This is a genomic window from Parasphingomonas puruogangriensis (assembly GCF_036663635.1).
Lineage (GTDB): Bacteria > Pseudomonadota > Alphaproteobacteria > Sphingomonadales > Sphingomonadaceae > Sphingomonas.
Map to the genome: position 1 here is coordinate 17,224 of NZ_JAXOJI010000012.1, position 18,579 is coordinate 35,802.

The following is an 18,579-nucleotide window of genomic DNA, read 5'->3' on the forward strand; positions in this document are numbered from 1 at the left end:
CGGGCCATGCAGATCCAGGGCAAGAAGCCGTATAACGAGATCAATATCACCCCGCTCGTCGATCTGACGTTCGTGCTGCTGATCATCTTCATCCTGCTGACCACTGCCGCTGTGCAGGGCATCAAGGTCGATCTCCCGTCGGCCTCGTCGGCCAAGACGCTCGACGCACCCAAAAGCCGTGTCATCGCGGTGACCGACGACGGCACGATCTCGATCGACGCGGTGCCGGTGTCGCTGGTCGAGCTGGAGAGCGAGTTGCGCTCCAGCATCGCCAGCACGCCGGACGTGGCGATCATCCTGCGCGGCGATCGCGCCGTGCAGTATGACAAGGTGATGCAGGTGCTCGATCTGTGCTCGAAGGTCGGCGTGCCGAGCCTCGGCATGGCCTCCACGCGCCCACCGGGCGGCGCGTGATGGCGGCCGTGACGCTAGGCGATCCGGCGATGCTGGGCGGCCCCGGGCCGCGTCGACGGAAGCGTTCGCCGGTCACGTTCGGCCGGATCGTGGTGGTGCTCGGCGTTATCCTTGCGCTCGCGTTGGCCTATATGCTGGCAGGCCGGGTGACGGTCAGCGAGCGGCCGAACGAGATGAAGACGACGACGGTGATCCTGCCGCCGCCACCACCTCCCCCGCCGCCCGAGATCAAGCCGCAGGAAAAGCCGCCCGAGCCCAAGCCGATGCCGCTCGACCAGCCGGTCGTCGACACGCCCCCGCCGCCCACGCCCGACGCGCAACCCGTCGCCGGCGACAGCGCACTGACCGCACGCGAAGGTGCGGGCCCGAGCAATTACGGCCTCGCGGTCGGCAATGGTGGGGGCACGCGGATCGGCGGCAAGGCCGGCGGCGGCGGTGATGGCTTTGCGGCCTATGCCAATATCGCGCTCGCCGGCATCCGCCAGGCCGCGCAAAGCGATCGTGACCTTGCGCGCAACGGCCTGAAAGTGCGGTTGGCGGTATCGGTCTCGCCTGAGGGGCGTGTGACTAACGTCCGCATCCTGCAGGGCACGGGCGACGCACGGCGCGATGCCAGTCTCATCCGAACGCTGACCGGCATCCAGCTGGCGCAGCGTCCGCCCGCCGGCCTACCGGTGATGCGGGTCGAACTCTCTTCTCGTGCTGGCGTCTGACGATGTCCGTACGCCGATGCTTCAATTCCCAGGGGGAAATAATGACCGACCGAGCTTTCCGCCACCGCCTCAAGCCCGCATTGCTGGCCTGCGCCGCCAGTGCCACGTTGCTGGCCTCGCCCGCGCTGGCGCAGGGTGACGTTGCCGGCGCTGCGACCACCGTCGATCCGCGGCTGCTCGTCGAGCAATTGGTCGCGGAGGGCATCCTGACGCGTGTCCAGGCCGATCGCATGATCGCCAAGGCCACCGTGCCGGTGCGCGAACAGGTCCAGGCGCAAGCTCAGGCGCTTCCCCCAGTCGCCGATGGCACGCAGATCGTGGCGCATGTGCCGCAACTGGTGCGCGAGCAGATCGTCGCGCAGGTCCGCCAGGAACTCGGCGGCCAGGCGAAGGCCGAGGGCTGGGCAAAACCCGGCGAGACGCCGGAATGGACGCGCCGCATCCAGGTGTATGGCGATGTGCGAATGCGCGCCGAAGGACGCTTCAACGACAAAGGCAATGGCGACATCTTCACCGATTATGCCGTGGTCAACCACGGCGCGCCGCAGAACACCAACGACGCGACGCCCGGCTGGATCGCGCCACCGTTCGTCAACACGCTGGAAGATCGCCAGCGTTTCCGGCTGCGCGCACGGCTCGGCGTCAAGGCGCAGATCGCCAACTGGGTATCGGCCGATATCCGCATCGCCACCGGGGCCGACAATTCGCCGGTCTCGACCAACCAGACGCTCGGCGCCGACGGAGGCACCGGCAAATACCAGTTGTGGCTAGATCGCGCGTCGATCCGGCTGACGCCGATCACCGGCATCACGGTGGATGTCGGCCGCTTCGCCAACCCGTTCTGGAGTGGCGATATGATGTTCGACAACGACATGAATTTCGATGGTCTCGCTGTCTCGGGCAGCGGTGGGCTTGGTGAGCGGGTACGCCTGTTCGGCACGGCCGGCGCGTTCCCGGTGTTCAACACCGATCTCAACTTCGGCTCGCGCAACGCGCCGCAGGACAGCGCGTCGAGCGGCCCGTATAAAAGCCAGGACAAGTATCTGCTCGCCGCGCAGGCGGGCGTGGACGTGAAGCCGATCGACCAGATCAATGTGCGCCTTGCCGGAGCCTATTTTCACTACACCAATGCCAGCGGCAAGGTTTCGGCACCCTGCCAATATTACGAGCTGGTCTGTTCGACCGACGCGACGCGCCCGGCATTCCAGCAATTTGGCAATACCGTATTCCCGATCCGCAACATCGTCGCCGATCCGCTCAATCCGACGACCTCGCCCGAAAACCAGTATTTCGGGCTCGCCTCGAAATTCGAGCTGGTGCACCTGCGCGGGGCGATCGACTATCGCCCGTCCGATGCCTTCGGCGTCCGGCTGGAAGGGGATGTCGTCAAGAATATCGGCTGGGATCGTTCGGTCGTCGCGGCGCGCGCGGTCAACAATCTGGGTGCCGACATCCAGGTGCCCGATCTCAGCACCGCCGATCCCAACGATCTGACGGCAGCGCCCGGACCCTATGCCGGCGGTGACATGGGCTGGCAGGCGCGGCTGTCGATCGGCTCCGTCCTGAACCTGAACTGGCAGGGCGACTGGACCGCCAAAGGCGGCGATTGGAATGCCTTTGTCGGCTACCGCCGGCTTGAATCGGACGCGATCCTGGATGCCTTTGCCGATTCCGATTTCCACCTCGGCGGCACCAACAACAAGGGTTGGCAGATCGGCGGCAATTACGCGGTGGCCAAGAACACCATCATCGGTGTGCGCTGGCTTTCCGCCGAGGAAATCGCCGATGCGCCGTTCGCCATCGATCGCGGCTTCATCGATCTGATGACGCGGTTCTAAGGCCATGGGGGCGGCACCGATCATCATCCGGGCGACAGGGCGACACGTCGCACTCACCGTGCTGGCCATGGTCGTGCCGCTTACCGCCTATGCGCAGAATGCCGATCCGGTGACGGTCGGCGGCCCGCCGCCGGGGCCGTGCGTCGAGGTGGATATTGCCGGCCACCGGGCCGGGCAACTCGATTGCGCCAGCGATCGGCTCCGGCAGGCGGCGCGCCTTGCCCAGGCTCAGGCGCGCGCGCCGCTCGATACCCCGGTGCTTAAGGCAGGCGCGCCCGACGTCCGGGTCGGCGTCGCCAGCCTGCCCGGCACGCGCCTGCGCATGGGCAATGCACTGGGCAATTCCGTCCATCCGCAACGACCGCCCAGACGATGATGCCGCTGCGATGTGCCGCTGACGGCCGCCACCCTCTTGTTCCTATTCTTGTAATCGACGCGCCTGCGACTGCGGCCCGTCTGGAGTTCGCCCGATGACGCTCAAGACCCGTTCGCTCCGCAGCAAGCTCCTCATTGGCGCATCGATCGGCTCGATCTTGTGCGCGGGCGCTGCGCTCGCCCAGTCCGGCCGTGGGCGCGGCGGCGGCAGCGCCAACCCGGCCGATGCCGCGACTCGCGCCGCCCAGGCGCAAGCTGCGCGTGCGGCGCAGACCAGTTCCGCCAGTCAGCGCGCGGTCAACGCGTTCCGTCGCGCGGCGGCCGGTCGGTCGGCGATGAGCCAGGCCCAGACTGCCGCGCGCGCCGCGGCGCAAGCCGCGCAAAGCACGATCCGCAATGGTCTCGGCCAGGGCGGGCTGCAGGTTGCCGATGGCGTGGCGATCGATCCGGCGCTGTGGAGCGGCGCCAAGGGGCCGACCGAGACCGTCGGCAGCGATGGCCGCACGAAGGTGGATGTCGAACAGACGCAGCAAAAGGCGATCCTGACCTGGGACACCTTCAATGTCGGGCGCGAGACCGATCTGACGTTCAAGCAGGGCAATGCCGACTGGGTGGTGCTCAACCGCGTGACGGATGTGAGCGCCGATCCCTCCAAAATCCTCGGCTCGATCAAGGCCGATGGCACCGTCCTGCTGCTCAACCGCAACGGCGTGATCTTCGGCGGCGCATCGCAGGTCAACGTGCGCAACCTGGTGGCCTCCGCGGCTAACATCACCAACGATCAGTTCCTCGGCCGCGGCATCTATTCCGCGCTGTCGGGCACCAATTATCTCGCCAGCTTCACCGATGCCGGCGGCGCCGTGACGGTCGAGGCCGGGGCGCGCATCGCCACCAATACGCCCCCATCGGTAACCGCGGGTGGCGGTTACGTGCTGCTGATGGGCACCGAAGTGACCAATGCCGGATCAATCCTGACCCCGCGCGGGCAGGCGACGCTGGCGGCAGGCGACGATTTCATCGTGCGGCGCGGCTATGGCACCCTGGAAAACCCCTATTCCACCACGCGTGGCAACGAAGTGCGCGGGCTGATCGACGCCGGCTCGACCAGCGGCACCGTCACCAATAGCGGCCAGATCGAGGCCGCGCAGGGCGATATCACGCTTGCCGGCCGCACGATCCGCCAGGATGGCGTGCTGGTCGCCACGACCGGCGTCAACCAGCGCGGCACGATCCACCTGCTCAACTCCGCGACCGACACGCTCGGCTCGGTGACGTTGGGCAAGGACAGCCTCACGCTCGTCCTGCCCGAGCTCGACAGCACGGATACCGCGCTGAACGCGCAGCGCGATGCGCTGGCCACCGCCTCCGACAAGGCCAATTTCAATCGGCCGACCACCACGACGGGCGGGTTCGACGATCGTTCGTTGGTCGCCGACCGGCTCGATCAGGGCCGGGTGGAGATCGTCACCGGCGGCAACGTGCTGTTCGCCGGCGGCTCGCAAACGATGGCCAATGGCGGCCAGGTCGCCGTGCAGGCGAATGCCGGGCGGGTGACCGTCGCCGGCGGTGCCAGCATCGACGTGTCCGGCGCCATGGGCGTCGCGCTCGATATGGCAAGCAATTCGATCAAGGTGAACGTCCAGGGCAACGAATTGCGCGACAGCCCGGACAATCGCGACGGCACCGGGCTGAAGAACCAGAACGTGTGGGTCGACGTGCGCGATCTCGTGCTGCTGCCATCGGGCACTGGCGGCTATGATGGCGATCGCTGGTACACTCAGGGCGGGCTGCTCGAGGTCGGCGGTTATCTCGCCAATACCGCGCACGGCATCGGCGAATGGGCGGCGATCGGTGGCACGATCACGCTTGCCGCCAAGGAAGTGGTGGCCGAGAAGGACGCCGTGTTCGACATTTCGGGCGGCAGCCTCGATTACGCCGCCGGCTATGTCCGCTCGTCGCTGATGCTCGGCGCCGATGGCCGCCTGTACGACGTACGCAATGCGCCGGCGTTCATGAAGTTCATCGGTGTCGGCAACGCCTTCCTGCGCAAGCACGAGCGCTGGGGTTCGCAATATGACGAGGTCTATGCCAACCGCCTGTTTTCGCGCGGCACGACCATGCGTTGGGAGGATGGCTATAGCGTCGGGCGCGACGCCGGGCGGCTGATCCTCTCCACGCCGACCGCGGTAATGGAAGCGACGATCCTGGCGGGCGTGATCAATGGCGAGCGGCAGACGATCGCGCGCGCCGATGGCGTTACCGACGGTTACGATCTCGGCCAGCACAGCGTGGCCAAGGCCGGCACGTTGGCGCTCGGCGGCTATGACAATTTCGGCCGCAGCAGGCTGTACGATACCGATGTGAAGATCGGCGCGGTCGCGGACATCACCGGGCAAGGTGAACTCGGCGACGCACTTGCTGCCGACCGGGTCGGCACGGCGTGGTTCGATGCCGAGCGGCTGAGCGGCGCTGGGCTGGGCGGCCTCGAGATCGGCACGCTCGGCGCCGTTTCGATTGGCGGCGATCTCACGCTGGCGGCGGGCGGCAGCCTCGATGTGACGGCACCGATCCTCGATATCGCCGGCACGGTTACCGCGCGGGGGGGCGCGATCACCGTCACCAACCGCTTCAGGGCGGCCTTGGCCGGCTCGGTCGATCAATATCTCGTCCGCGATGGCGTCGCCGGGATCACGCTCGGCTCCAAGGCGTCGATCGACGTGCGCGGCGTGTGGGCCAATGGCTGGAACGCGCCGGACGGGCTGGCGCAGCTTGGCCATATCGATGGCGGATCGGTGTCGTTGCAGAACACGCAGAATGTCATGCTGGTGCGCGGATCGGCGATCGATGCTTCGTCGGGCGGCGCGATCCTGAGCGATGCCAGCTTCGTCGGCGGGCGTGGCGGCGCGGTGAGTTTGGTCGGTGGCCTGGATTTCATAACGCCCGAGGGCAGCCTGACGCTCGACGGCAGCGTTCGCGGCCATGGCGCGGCGGGCGGCGGCAAGCTGCTGCTGCAGGCCGCTCGCGTGCGCATCGGCGGGGCCGGCGATACGGCCGACGACGGTACTTTGGTGCTGGGGCAGGACTTTTTCGACAAGGGTTTCGGCAGCTACGAGATCGTCGGCAATAACGGGCTCGTCGTGGCCGATGGCGCGACCGTCGATGTCACGATGCCGGTCTATCGCCAGTCGACGGCCGCACTGACGCTCGCGGCGGGCAGCGATCCCGCTCTCGGCATGGAGCTATGGACGCCGCCGCTGTATCAGGAAGATCCGCAGGCCGGCGTGCTGCACCAGCGTGGCGGCGCGAGCCTGTATTTGCGCACCACCGACATGGCGGTGAACCAGACCGCGTTGCCGGGGGTCGAACTGCTGATCGGGCGCGGCGCCACGATCAGCGTCGATCCGGGCCAGCGTCTCGCGCTGGGCGCGGCGAACCAGATTACCGTGCAGGGCCGGCTGAACGCCTGGGGCGGGGTGATCGACATCCAGCAGATCGGCCTGCGGGCGCGCGATTTCACTGGACAGTTCCCGATTTCCTCGGCCGGTTACTCGACCTGGATCGGCGAGGATGCGGTGCTCGACGTGGCGGCCCGTGCGGCCACGGCGATCGACGCGCAGGGCCGGCGTTATGGGCTGGTGGCTGACGGCGGGCAGATCCTGATCGGCGGGTCGATCGACCATGCCACCGGCAGGCCCGACGTGGCGGGCAATTTCGTCGTCATTCGCGACGGCGCGCTGCTCGATGCGTCGGGCGCGCAGGCGACGCTCGATCTGGGCGACCGCAGGAACGTCACCGTCGCCAGCGATGGCGGTCTGATCTCGCTCGGCTCGGTCGGCGGGCTGTATCTGCATGGCGACATCAAGGCGGCAGCCGGCGGCGTGGGCGCGGCGGGCGGCACGCTCGATCTGGCGCTCGGCACGACGATGGTGCGCAGCGACAGTGTCGATCCGCGCCTGGCGCAGGCGCGCGAGCTGGTGATCAGCCAGCAGCGGGGCGATGCCGATGCTTTCGGCACCGCAACGCCGCAGGAGGCCGCCGCGAGCCTGATCTATGGTCACGGCGCGCTGTCGGTGACGCAGATCCAGGAAGGCGGCTTCGGCAATCTGGGCCTTGCGGTCAACGGCCAGATCAGCTTCGCGGGCACTGTCGATCTGACGCTCGGCCAGAGCGCGCGCTTCTACGCCAAGTCGCTCGCACTTGCCGAGACGGCGAGCGACGACAGTCGGATTTCGATCACCGCGCCGTACCTGTTGCTCGCTGGCGCGCCGCCGGTGTTGTCATCGGATATTCCTGGCTTGACCGAAGCGTCGGTGGGCGGCACCTCGGCGCGCGACAGCAACGCGGCGCTGCTGCTCAAGGGTGGCCTGATCGACGTTCGAGACATCGTCAACTTCGGCGCTGGCGGCACCCTGCCGGGCGTGGAAGAGCCGGTGGCGTATGACCGGCGCGGCTTTGCCGATATCGACCTGGTCAGCAGCGGCGATCTCCGCTTCCTCGCGCAGAGCAGCGACAACGTCACGAGCCTCACCACCGCGCATACGCTGACGATGATTGCGGCACAGTTGTACCCCGCCACCCATGCGCTTGCCCTAGTGACGGCGAAGGACATCACGATCGGGCGCAGCGGCACGGCGACGCCGGCACAGCCCTATTCGGTGTTCGGCCAGCTTCAGCTTCAGGGCGAGACGGTCAACCAGGGCGGCATCATCCGCGCGCCACTCGGCGCGATCACGCTGGGTCAGACCGGCACCGTGAATTCGACAGAGGTCAATCTTCTGGCCGGCAGCATCACCTCGGTCAGCGCCAACGGGCTCGTCATGCCCTATGGCGGCACGGTGGACGGCGTCGCGTACAGCTATGCCGGAGAGAACCTCGACAAGACGGTGCTCAGCCAGGAAGCGGTGCGCAGCGCGGTCAATTTGCAGGGCCAGTCGATCCATGTCGCCGATGGCGCGGTGATCGATCTGTCGGGCGGCGGCGACCTGACCGGCGCGGGCTTCGTCAGCGGGCGCGGCGGATCGGTCGACGTGCTGCGCGCCGGGCTGGCGGCGGCCAATCCGGGGTACGGCGTCACGATCGGCGGTAGCCAGGTCTATGCGCTCGTCCCGAGCGGCGGCGCGGTCGCGCCGATCAGCCCCGATGCGGGCGCGGGCAATCCGATGATCGGCCAGCAGATCACGCTCGACACCGGGGTGGCGGGCCTGCCCGCCGGCACCTATACGCTGATGCCGTCCACCTATGCGCTGCTGCCGGGCGCCTTCCGTGCCGAGATCGCCACCACCGCCGATCCGCGCGGCATATCGACCGGCGCGGTGAAGCTCGACAACGGCTCGCATCTGCTGACCGGCCGGCTGGGCGTTGCCGGCACCGGTATCGGAGAGGCGCTGACCCGCCAGGTGATCGTCACCCCGGGCACGCTGGTACGCAACTATTCGCTCTACAACGAGATGAGCTTCGCCGATTTCGTCGTGGCGGATGCGGCGCGGCTCGGCGTGCCGCGCGTGCGCCTGCCGCGCGACGTGCAGGAGCTGGCGCTGACTTTCGCCAGGAACAGGACCGATCGGGAGAGCTTCTCCTTCGCCGGCGACCTGCTCAACACCGCGGCAAAAGACGGCTGGGGCGGCAACGTCGTGCTGATGCCGGCGGGCAATCGGATCGAGGTGGTTGCCGAAGGCAAGAGCGGCACCGAAAATTTCGTTACCCTGACCGATACCGATATCAACGCGCTCGGCGCCGGCCGCCTGCTGATCGGCGGCACCACGAAGACCGTCTATGGCCAGAGCGGTAATTTCGTCGACTTCGACAGCGGCTTCTCGACGGCGTTCGTCGCCGTGCGCAGCGGCGCCACGCTGTCGGCCAGCGAGATCTTCCTCATCTCCGGCGCGCAGCAAGGGGGAATCACGGTCGAGCAGGGCGCGACCCTGACGACCCTGGGCAAAGGCACGGTCGGGCAGGATTCGCGCGACGGCTTCATCTATGCGCCGCGCGCCAATGGCGTGCTGGCGGTGTCCAACGGCTATTTGACGATGCTGGCGCCCAAGGACGACACGCAGGGTTACGGATCGGGGCGGATCGATATAGGCGGCTGCACCACGGTCTGTTCGGGGGTCACCAGCCTGTATTCCGAAGGCACGATCGTCGCGGCGACGGACAAGGCGTTCACGCTCGATAATGCGGTGCGCTATGGCACGCGTAACCTGACACTGGCGGTCGGCGGCATCAATGTCGGCAGCGCGGCGGCGATTGCCGGCGCGGCGGCGACCAACATCTTGCCGGCCGGGCTGGAACTCAACCAGACGATCCTCGACCGGCTGCTCCGCGGCGACACGTCCACCGGCGCGCCCGTGCTGGAGACGCTGACGCTCACCGCGCGCGATTCGATCAACTTCTTCGGCACGGTCACGCTCGACACGATCGATCCCGCCACCGGCAAGTCGCGTCTGGCCAATCTCGTGCTGAGCAGCGGCGGTATCTACGGCCATGGCACGGCGAGCGACGTGGCGACGATCCGCACCGGCAATCTGATCTGGAACGGCAGCATCAATCCGGCCGCCGCCGTCATGGCGGGCGGCGCCGGCACCGGTAGCGGCATTTTCAACATCGACGCACAGCGCATCGAATTCGGCTTCGCGCCCGATGCGGTGACGGCCAGCGCCGTCCACGACCGGCTGGCGCTGGGCTTCGCCACGGTGAATCTCACCGCCGCCGAACGGATCACCGCCAATCACAAGGGCACGCTAAGCGTGTATCAGTCGCAGGGCGAGTATACCGCCGGCACCGGCTTCGCCTATTCGGGCGGTAATCTGAACATCACCGCACCGCTGATCACCGGCACGGCCGGTTCGACCAACAAGATCACCGCCGGTGGCGCGGTGCTGTTGACCGGCGCGGGCACGCCGGGCGCGATCAGCGATCTCGGCGGCGAGCTGTCGATCCGTGGGCAGACGCTGACCGTGGAGACGGCGATCGTGCTGCCGAGCGGCAAGCTGACGCTGGGCGCGGTCGGCGATCTGATGCTCGGCGACGAGGCGAAGATCGACCTTGCCGGTCGCGCCGTGCCGTTCGACGACATCACCAAATATAGCTGGGGCGGCGAGGTCATTCTCGACAGCCGCGAAGGCAATATCCGCCAGACCGCGGCATCGGTGATCGATCTGTCGGCCAAGAACAACGCCGCCGGCGTGCTGCGGGCGACCGCGCTCGGCAGCGATGCCGGGCTGATCGATCTGCAGGGCAGCATCCTGGGCTCGGCCAGCGGCGAATACGACGCCGGCGGCTCGATCGTCCCCTACCGCGCCGGTATGATCGATCTGCGCGCGCACAGCCTGGGCGATTTCGCCGCGCTTAACACGCGGCTGAACACCGGCGGCGTGTTCGGTGCGCGTGCGTTCCAGATCAAGCAGGGCGACCTGACGATCGGCGACGAGGTGAAGGCCGGCGACATCAACATCTCGCTCGACAATGGTCATCTGACCATCGCCGGCAAGGTCGATGCCAGCGGCGTGCAGGTCGGGCGGATTCGGCTCGCCGGCGGCACCGGCCTGACGCTGGCGGGCACCGGCATGCTCGACGCACACGGCACCGGCCTGCGCGTCGACAGCTATGGCAAGATCATCGACAGCCCCAACCGCGCGATCGTCGAGCTGAGCTCAGGCGCCGGCATGCTGACGCTGGCCACAGGCGCACACATCGATCTGCGCCATGGCACGGGGGTCGCGAACGGCTCCGGCGCGGGGCAGAATGACGGCCGCCCGCGCGGTACGCTGGAGCTCAATGCACCGCGCATCGGCACCGACGACGTCGCCATCGACGCGCGCGGCACGCTGGCGATCGACGGCGCGCGCCTGATCGCGGTCAATGCGGTGCGCAGCTATGGCGATGACGACGTGCCGACCGGCACCGAGGCGATCGCCACCGGCCGGCCCTATAAGGTGATCGACCAGGCATGGATGGACCAGCGCCACGGCGAGAATACCGCGTTTATTGACGCGGCTTTGGGCAATACCGACCTGATGGGCGGCAAGCTCGCGGGCCTGAACAATGCCGCCTATCGCGACGCCTTCCATCTGCGTCCCAGTGTCGAGGTGAAGACGAGCGGCGATCTGGTGCTCAGCGGCGATCTCGATCTGTCCGGCTATCGCTATGACGGCGTCAACCTGAACACGCCGCTCACCGGCGTCTATGGCTCGGGCGAAGTCGGCAAGCTGACGCTGCGCGCCGGCGGCGATCTGACCATCTTCGGGTCGATCACCGATGGCTTCGCCCCGCCGCCGGAAGACATGCCGGAGAAAACGGGCTGGGTGCTGCAGCGTGGCGAACAGATGTTCAACACCGACGTGATCGTCCCGCGCGGCGGCATCGAGCTGCACAACGGCACGACGTTCCTGGCCGGCGGCACGCTGAACTATGATCTGCCGATCCAGGCGATGACGATGGTGGCGGGTACGCGCCTGCCGGCCGCCGCGGCGCTGGCGGGGAATATCACGCTGCCCGCCGACACGATCCTGTCCGCCGATATCCGCGACGCCGATGGCAACATCGCCTTTGCCAAAGGCACGCGCCTAACCGCAGCGACTACGCTGACCGCGGGCATGATCCTCGGCGCGGGCACGATCCTGTCCGGGCCGACCGACATTGCGGCGATGATCTGGCCCAAGAACGTGCCGCTGCCGCACAAGCCGATCGGCCCGAGCAACACCAGCTTCGACACCGTCGTGCTCGACGGGATCGTCACGCTGCCGATGGGCGGCGTGATCCCGGCGGGTGCGGTCGTCGTGCTGGCCGACGGGGTCGACCAGATCGAGCTGCGCGCCGGTGGCGGCGGGCGGACCTGGGCACTGGCGCAGATGCTGCCCGAGGGTTCGCAAAGCTGGTCGATGCAATTGGTCGCGGGCGCCGATCTCGGCGCGGCGAACCCGATGCTGACCAACCCCAATGCGGTCAGCGGCCGGCTGTTGCTGGCCGACACGCATTACGGGATGGACGGCGCGGCCGCCGGTGAGATTGCCCTGAGTGCTTTCGGCTCGCTGGACCTGTTTGGTGACGGTCGTTACGCCGGCCTTGGCGGGGCGGCTTTGGACGCCGCCATGATCGCGGAATTCGGCCAGACTTTCGCCGATTATTTCGGGGAACCTCTGTCGAACTGGTGCGCCTATGGCGATTATTGCACCGTTGTGACCCCCGTCGGCCTGAACGATCAGGGCTCGGCGGATATTTTCGGGGACAATCGTTTCGCCGGCTTGCTCGCGGCGGAGCTCGACGCGGCCGTGATGGCGGAATTCGGCCTGACGTTCGCCGACTATACCGGTGTGTCACTGGCCGATTATTGCACGTTCGGCGCATATTGCGTGCCGATCGGCGACGTCAGCTATAATTACACGCCGGGAACACCGACGCTTAGCGTGCTGCGCACCGGCACCGGCGACATCGATCTGGCCAGCGCCGGCGATCTGTCGGTTCGCTCGCTCTACGGCATCTACACCGCCGGCACATCGACGCTCTCGCTGGCGGACAGCCGGGCGGCGGGCCTCGACGCGCCGCGCGGCACGAGCGGCACGGTCTACGCAGCCAGCGACCTGATCCTCGGCAGCATCGGGCATGAGAAATATGTCGATGGCGGCGAGGAGAGCCTGTACCGCGCCTGGTATCCCGATCATGGCGGCAATCTGGGCGTCACCGTCGGTGGCAATCTGACCGGCGATCTGGTCGGGCGATCGGCGAGCAGCGTGTCTGTCGGCGGCATCGAGCTTGCCAGCAGCGACGTGAGCAACTGGCTGTGGCGCCAGACGAGCGTTCAGGGACTCGGCAGGCCCACCGCCTGGTGGATCAATTTTGGCACTTATGCCACCGCATCGGAGGTTAGCGGCACGGTCGGCTTCACCGGCTTCGGGACGCTTGGCGGCGGCAATCTGAATGTCCGCGTCGGCGGCGATGCCGGCATGATCAATCAGCGCGGCTCGCAATATCAGAACGACGCCACCCGCAGCGAGGGGCTGGTGCTGGCGGTCGGATCGACCGGCCGCGTGGTGGACGGTGTGCTGGTGCAGACCGGCGGCGGCGATATCGACGTGCGGATCAGCGGCGGGCTGAACGCCGCCGCCGAGGCTAGCGGGTTCCTCGATGGCAGCAAGCTGCCGCTCTTCAGCCGTCACGACCTGAACGGCGCGGTCGTCAATCTGCGCGGCACGGTGTCGCTGGATGCCGGATCGATCGGCAGCGTCGAGACGGTTACAGGCGCCGATTTCACCTTCCAGGACAGCAAGGAAACGCGCGCCTACAGCCCGTTCATCGCGACCAAGGCGACATCCACCGGCGGCCTGCTGGTCGCGCCCGGCGACGCCACGGTGCGCCTCAACACCCGCGACGATCTGGTGCTGGGCACGGTGATCGACGGCACCCGCACGCAGGATCGCAACGGCGTGGCTTATCAATTCGGCGACGCCAGCGGCGCGGGCGGCGGCTACGCCTGGTTCTCGCTTTGGACCGATCGGACCGCGATCGACCTGTTCTCGGCCGGCGGCAACATGACGCCGAACTCGGCCGTGGGCGAATCCAACACCCAGTTCGAGCCGCTTTTCTCCAATACCCAGTTCGCGCCGACCGACGGTCGCTATATTTATCCGTCGATCGTGCGCGCCGTGGCGGCGAGCGGCAGCCTGTATTACGGCCCGTCCGGCGCGTATGACGCAGCGAGCGGCCAATATACGCATACGGCCTATTCGATGATGCTGTCGCCGGGGCCGAACGCGCAGCTCGAATTCCTCGCCGCGAAGTCGATCTATGCCGGCGGCTATGCGGTGACGCCGTCGGGGGCGGACATGTCCACGTTGGTCACGCCGTTCAATCCGGGCTTCGGGTACTTGACCCGACAGCTCAAGTTCCTCGGCTACGGCATCGACGGGGGCTATCGGACGGACCAGGCGTCTTTGGCCTTGTTCGGCTTCGGCCCGAATACGATCGTCGGCGGCAATCCCGGCGCGGCCGGGCCGGCACGTTTCTATGCCCGCGACGGCGACATCGTGGGCCTGCGCACGGGCGAGATCCTCGATTTCTCGCTGCTCGGCACGACCCGGTACGAGGGCAGCCGGCCGGTGTGGATCAAGGCGGGCCGGGACATCGTCAACAGCGGCACCAATCTGGGCGCGCCGACGACGCTTCCGCGCCTGTTCGGAGACGGCACCAACACGTCGACGGGCAATCTGTTCGTCCACAACAACGAAACCGACGTGTCGATGGTCTCGGCGGGCCGTGACATCCTGTACAGTTCGTTCTCGGTCGCCGGGCCGGGCACGCTGGAGCTGACGGCGGGGCGCAACATCCTGATGGAGGACCGCGCGACCGTCACCTCGATCGGCGCGATCGCGCAGGGCGACACCCGGCTCGGCGCGTCGATCGCGATGACGGCGGGCGGCGTCGCGCTGGACTTTGCCGCGATCCGCAAACGCTATCTCGATCCGGCCAATCTGGCCGATCCGGGCCGGCCGCTGGCCGACGCGCAGAACCAGGGCAAGGTCGTCAAGCTCTACAGCAAGGAACTCGGCACCTGGCTGGAGGGGCGCTACGGCTTCACCGGCACCGGCGCGGCGGCGCTCACCTATTTCGACGCGCTGGCGCCGGAGCAGCAGCGCGTGTTCCTGCGCGACGTCTATTATGCCGAGCTGCGCGAAGGGGGCCGCGAGTATAACGATCCCGACAGCGCGCGCTTCGGCTCCTATCTGCGCGGGCGCGACATGATCGCCACGCTCGCGCCGGACAAGGATGCCGGCGGCGCGGAGATCGTCCGCACCGGCGATATCCTGATGTATGGCGGATCGGGCGTGCGCACCAATTTCGGCGGCGACATCCAGATGCTCGTCCCCGGCGGGCAGATCGTGGTCGGCGTGCAGGGCGAAGTGCCGCCCTCGACCGCCGGTCTGGTCACGCAAGGGCAGGGCGATATCCAGCTGTTCAGCGAGGGCAGCCTGCTGATGGGCCTGTCGCGGATCATGACGACGTTCGGCGGCGATATCTTCGCCTGGTCCGAGGAAGGCGACATCAACGCCGGCCGCGGTTCCAAATCGACGATCGTCTTCACGCCACCGCGCCGCACCTATGACGCGTACGGCAATGTCGTGCTCGCGCCGGATGTGCCCTCGTCGGGCGCCGGCATCGCCACGCTCAACCCAATCCCGGAAGTGGCGGCGGGCGATGTCGATCTTATCGCGCCGCTCGGCACGATCGATGCTGGTGAGGCGGGTATTCGCGTCTCGGGCAACGTCAATCTGGCCGCGCTGCAGGTGATCAACGCCGCGAATATCCAGGTGCAGGGCGACTCCAAGGGCATTCCGCTGCCGCCCGTGGTGAATGTCGGCGCCTTGACGGCGGCGTCGTCGGCGACCAGCTCGGTGGTGGCCGAGGCGACACGATTGGCCGAACGCGCGCGTCCGAAGATCCGGCCACAGATCCCGATGATCATCACCGCGCGCTTCGTCGGTTTCGGGGAAGAGAATTGATCCTGCGCTCACCTGCCTTCGGCGGACCGGACCTTATCGGAGAACGACATGACTGAATCATCCGACGCAGCAGCATCCGCACTGCCGCTTTTCTATGGCGCGCCTGAGCCGCTATCGGCTGCCCTGCATGCGGCATGGCGGCTGAAGGATGGCGATGTCGCCTTCGCTTCGGACACGCCGTTCGTGCCGATCGTGACCGGCGAACTGGCCGAAGCGGCGCGCTGCTATCCGGTGGTATTTGCCGGCAGCGATGCGCAGCCGCTGGCGCTGATCGGCCTGGAGCGGCGCAACCTGTTCCTCGCCGATGGCCAGTGGATCGCCGACCAATATGTACCGGCCTATGTCCGCCGCTATCCGTTCGGCTTCGTGCCCACCGTAAACCCCGATGGTTTCGCGCTGGCGATCGATGCCGGTTCGGCCCGCGTCGTCCAATCAGGCACGGAAGGCACTGCGCTGTTCGAGGATGGCAAGCCCGCGGCCGTGACGCGCGAGGCGCTGGCCTTTTGCGACGCATTTCAGAGCGAGTCCACAGCAACCCGTGCCTTTGCCGCGGCGCTGCGCGCACAGGACCTCCTGATCGACCGTCGCGCCGACGCGACGCTGCCGGATGGACGCACGCTGGGACTCGACGGTTTCCAGATCGTCGATGCGAGCAAGTTGGCCGGTCTGCCCGACGCCGTCGTGCTCGATTGGCACCGGAACGGCTGGCTGGCGCTGATCCATTTCCACCTCAAGTCGCTCGATCGCTTTGCTGCCTTGCTGGACCGTCAGGCGGCAGTCGCATGATCGGTCGTCTGGCGACCGGCCTGGCCGCGGCGGTGACGATGCTGCTGGCAGGCGCTCCGTTGCAGGCGCGCGGCGTGGCGCCGGCCAATGCGCCGGCAGCCTGGCTACGCTATGCCGAGGCCGCCACGCAGGAGATATCCGTCCGGCTGCAAGCGGAAAGCGACGCAGCGGTCCGTCTGCGCCGCTATCTCGACGGGACCCGCCCGGCGCCGGATCAGCCAGCCACCCCGCTGCTGCTCAAAATCTGGGTGAACCGCCAAAGCGTCGTCACCCGTATCGAAGCGCCGTCGTTCGCGCAGGACGAACCCAATGCCGACCTGCGCAGCCTCATCCTCGGCCAGCGTCTCCCGGGTTCACCACCGCGCGGGATCATCCTTCCCCTGCGCATCGCCATCTCCCTGGACCGATCGCGCGCGGATGCGACGCGACCGGCGGCCAGATAGCCGACATGAACGAACGGCCGACGTTGGGGACCTTCAAGCAGCCCGCGCATGACCGGGTGTGGGTCTCGGCCGCCGCGAAGTGGTCAGGCTCCGCACGCCCACTTCTTTCGTGTACCGCCCGGCAGAAACGATGCTTCATGATCGCGCTGCGACCGACGGTCGCCATCCGGTACGGCGCATGATACGCCTTATCTGCGACATGACGGCACAGTCCGAAAAGCCAAAGCTCTAGGTTGTGATTTTTTAACGGCGATCCGGCAACGTCTCTGCACATCGAGGGAGACGCGGCTTTGATCGAGGATGTCACCACTACCTGGAAAGCCACCAAGCCGGTCTCTGGCCTCTACATTGTCCGGTCGATCGTCGACCCGTCCCGTATTCGGATTAGCGCTGGCGGCAATCGCGGCGGTAAAGCAGGCTTGCACCAGCGGCTAATGATACATGGCCGTGTCCGTGTCGGTGCGCCGACTTGTGAGACGCATGTATTTGCGCCCTTTGATGTACTGCACGCATGGCGCATGAACGGTTGGACTGCCCCGCAGATCAAGGCGGGTGAGACATGCTTGTACCGCGCGTTCCTGATCGGTTTCCCGCGACACAACGGCAACTTGCCAGATGACTCCTTGTTCGCGGTGCCACACGACTATCACCTAGAGCCGGTGATCGCTGAGGTAGAAGCGGACCTCCACACGCTGGCTAGGATCAACGTATTGGCGGCTTGACACGGAAAGCTGGGCAGCTCCCGATTGCGCACGGTCGGCTCGGGAGACACGTTAGCGTTAATGTCTACTTTCCCCCGTTTGAGACACCCGCGCAGCCGAACGCCGCCGTGCTACGACCTAAACGAACGGCCGAAGTTGGGTAGCGGGAAGGGCGGTCTGAACTTCCGCAACTGGGTCAATCTTACTCGGTGGGATGCGCGTCGTTGATCTCGACTACGTAGCCGTCAGGGTCACGCACAAAAATCTGGCGCACGCGATCCGGTCGGGTCTTGATCGCATGGTGGCCGTCCATGTTCGTCCACGCGATATGGAGCGCGTCTAGTCGCATGAGGACGATGACAGCTGCGCTCGATCGCTATCATGCCCGGATGCAGAGGGTGCTGGAACATATCGACCGGCATCTGTACAGCGATCTGGACCTGAACGCGGTGAGCGGCGTAGCGGCGTTTCCAAGTGCCATTTCCACCGGCAGTTGAAGGCAATCTTCGGTTTGCCCCTGCATCGCTATGTCCAATTGGCCCGTCTCAAACGGGCCTCGAAACAGCTGACGGGTGGCGAAGGCCAACGTGTCACCGAGATCGCTCTCGATGCCGGCCACGAGACGCCCGACGCCTTCGCCGCGCCTTTCGACAGAGGCTCCGGCAGTCGCCGCAGAGTTTTAGGAAGTCCCCCGAATGGGAGCCGTGGCTCAGGGCCTTCGGGCAACTCAAACGCCCGACGAATTTCGATTGCCACCTACCAGCGGCTTCCCTGGCCGCGCCGACAAAGATGCCGTCGAATCGAAGCATGAATGAACG

Annotated in this window: 10 protein-coding genes; all 10 read left to right on the top strand. The window is 66.9% G+C overall.

The features are described from left to right. Nucleotides 1-6: 6 nt before the first annotated feature. The gene (locus U1739_RS20095) at nt 7-414 is read left to right on the top strand and encodes an ExbD/TolR family protein (RefSeq protein WP_332710393.1); all 408 of its coding nucleotides are present in this window, start codon (nt 7-9) and stop codon (nt 412-414) included. Next, nucleotides 414-1,127 carry an energy transducer TonB family protein gene (locus U1739_RS20100; protein ID WP_332710394.1) on the top strand — a complete coding sequence of 238 codons (714 nt, stop codon included), beginning with the start codon at nt 414-416 and terminating at the stop codon, nt 1,125-1,127. The genes U1739_RS20095 and U1739_RS20100 overlap by 1 nt, the downstream gene beginning before the upstream one ends. A 41-nt stretch (nt 1,128-1,168) precedes the next feature. After that, the gene (locus tag U1739_RS20105; protein ID WP_332710395.1) at nt 1,169-2,965 is read left to right on the top strand and encodes a putative porin; all 1,797 of its coding nucleotides are present in this window, start codon (nt 1,169-1,171) and stop codon (nt 2,963-2,965) included. Between the two features lie 4 nt (nt 2,966-2,969). Next, entirely contained in the window at nt 2,970-3,341 is a 372-nt protein-coding gene (locus U1739_RS20110; protein WP_332710396.1) for a hypothetical protein, read from the top strand. Nucleotides 3,342-3,435: 94 nt separating this feature from the next. Further along, a complete protein-coding gene (locus tag U1739_RS20115; RefSeq protein ID WP_332710397.1) occupies nt 3,436-15,831 on the top strand; it encodes a filamentous hemagglutinin family protein in 12,396 nt (4,131 codons plus the stop codon). Nucleotides 15,832-15,879: 48 nt separating this feature from the next. Beyond that, nucleotides 15,880-16,617, top strand: a complete 738-nt coding sequence (locus U1739_RS20120) for a SapC family protein (protein ID WP_332710398.1) — start codon at nt 15,880-15,882, stop codon at nt 16,615-16,617. Beyond that, nucleotides 16,614-17,060 carry a hypothetical protein gene (locus U1739_RS20125; RefSeq protein WP_332710399.1) on the top strand — a complete coding sequence of 149 codons (447 nt, stop codon included), beginning with the start codon at nt 16,614-16,616 and terminating at the stop codon, nt 17,058-17,060. Before U1739_RS20120 ends, U1739_RS20125 begins: the two co-directional genes overlap by 4 nt. 290 nt (nt 17,061-17,350) lie before the next feature. Beyond that, nucleotides 17,351-17,782 (top strand): hypothetical protein, encoded by a 432-nt coding sequence (locus U1739_RS20130; RefSeq protein ID WP_332710400.1) that lies wholly within the window; start codon nt 17,351-17,353, stop codon nt 17,780-17,782. A gap of 335 nt (nt 17,783-18,117) precedes the next feature. Further along, entirely contained in the window at nt 18,118-18,258 is a 141-nt protein-coding gene (locus tag U1739_RS20135) for a hypothetical protein (protein WP_332710401.1), read from the top strand. A 14-nt stretch (nt 18,259-18,272) separates the two neighbouring features. After that, nucleotides 18,273-18,572 carry a helix-turn-helix domain-containing protein gene (locus U1739_RS20140; RefSeq protein WP_332710402.1) on the top strand — a complete coding sequence of 100 codons (300 nt, stop codon included), beginning with the start codon at nt 18,273-18,275 and terminating at the stop codon, nt 18,570-18,572. Nucleotides 18,573-18,579: the final 7 nt, after the last annotated feature.

Excerpts from the sequence above, each read along its gene's own strand:
- U1739_RS20095 (WP_332710393.1), top strand. The coding sequence starts at position 7 with ATGCAGATCCAGGGCAAGAAGCCGTATAACGAGATCAATATCACCCCG.
- U1739_RS20100 (WP_332710394.1), top strand. The coding sequence starts at position 414 with ATGGCGGCCGTGACGCTAGGCGATCCGGCGATGCTGGGCGGCCCCGGG.
- U1739_RS20105 (WP_332710395.1), top strand. The coding sequence starts at position 1,169 with ATGACCGACCGAGCTTTCCGCCACCGCCTCAAGCCCGCATTGCTGGCC.
- U1739_RS20110 (WP_332710396.1), top strand. The coding sequence starts at position 2,970 with ATGGGGGCGGCACCGATCATCATCCGGGCGACAGGGCGACACGTCGCA.
- U1739_RS20115 (WP_332710397.1), top strand. The coding sequence starts at position 3,436 with ATGACGCTCAAGACCCGTTCGCTCCGCAGCAAGCTCCTCATTGGCGCA.
- U1739_RS20120 (WP_332710398.1), top strand. The coding sequence starts at position 15,880 with ATGACTGAATCATCCGACGCAGCAGCATCCGCACTGCCGCTTTTCTAT.
- U1739_RS20125 (WP_332710399.1), top strand. The coding sequence starts at position 16,614 with ATGATCGGTCGTCTGGCGACCGGCCTGGCCGCGGCGGTGACGATGCTG.
- U1739_RS20135 (WP_332710401.1), top strand. The coding sequence starts at position 18,118 with ATGACAGCTGCGCTCGATCGCTATCATGCCCGGATGCAGAGGGTGCTG.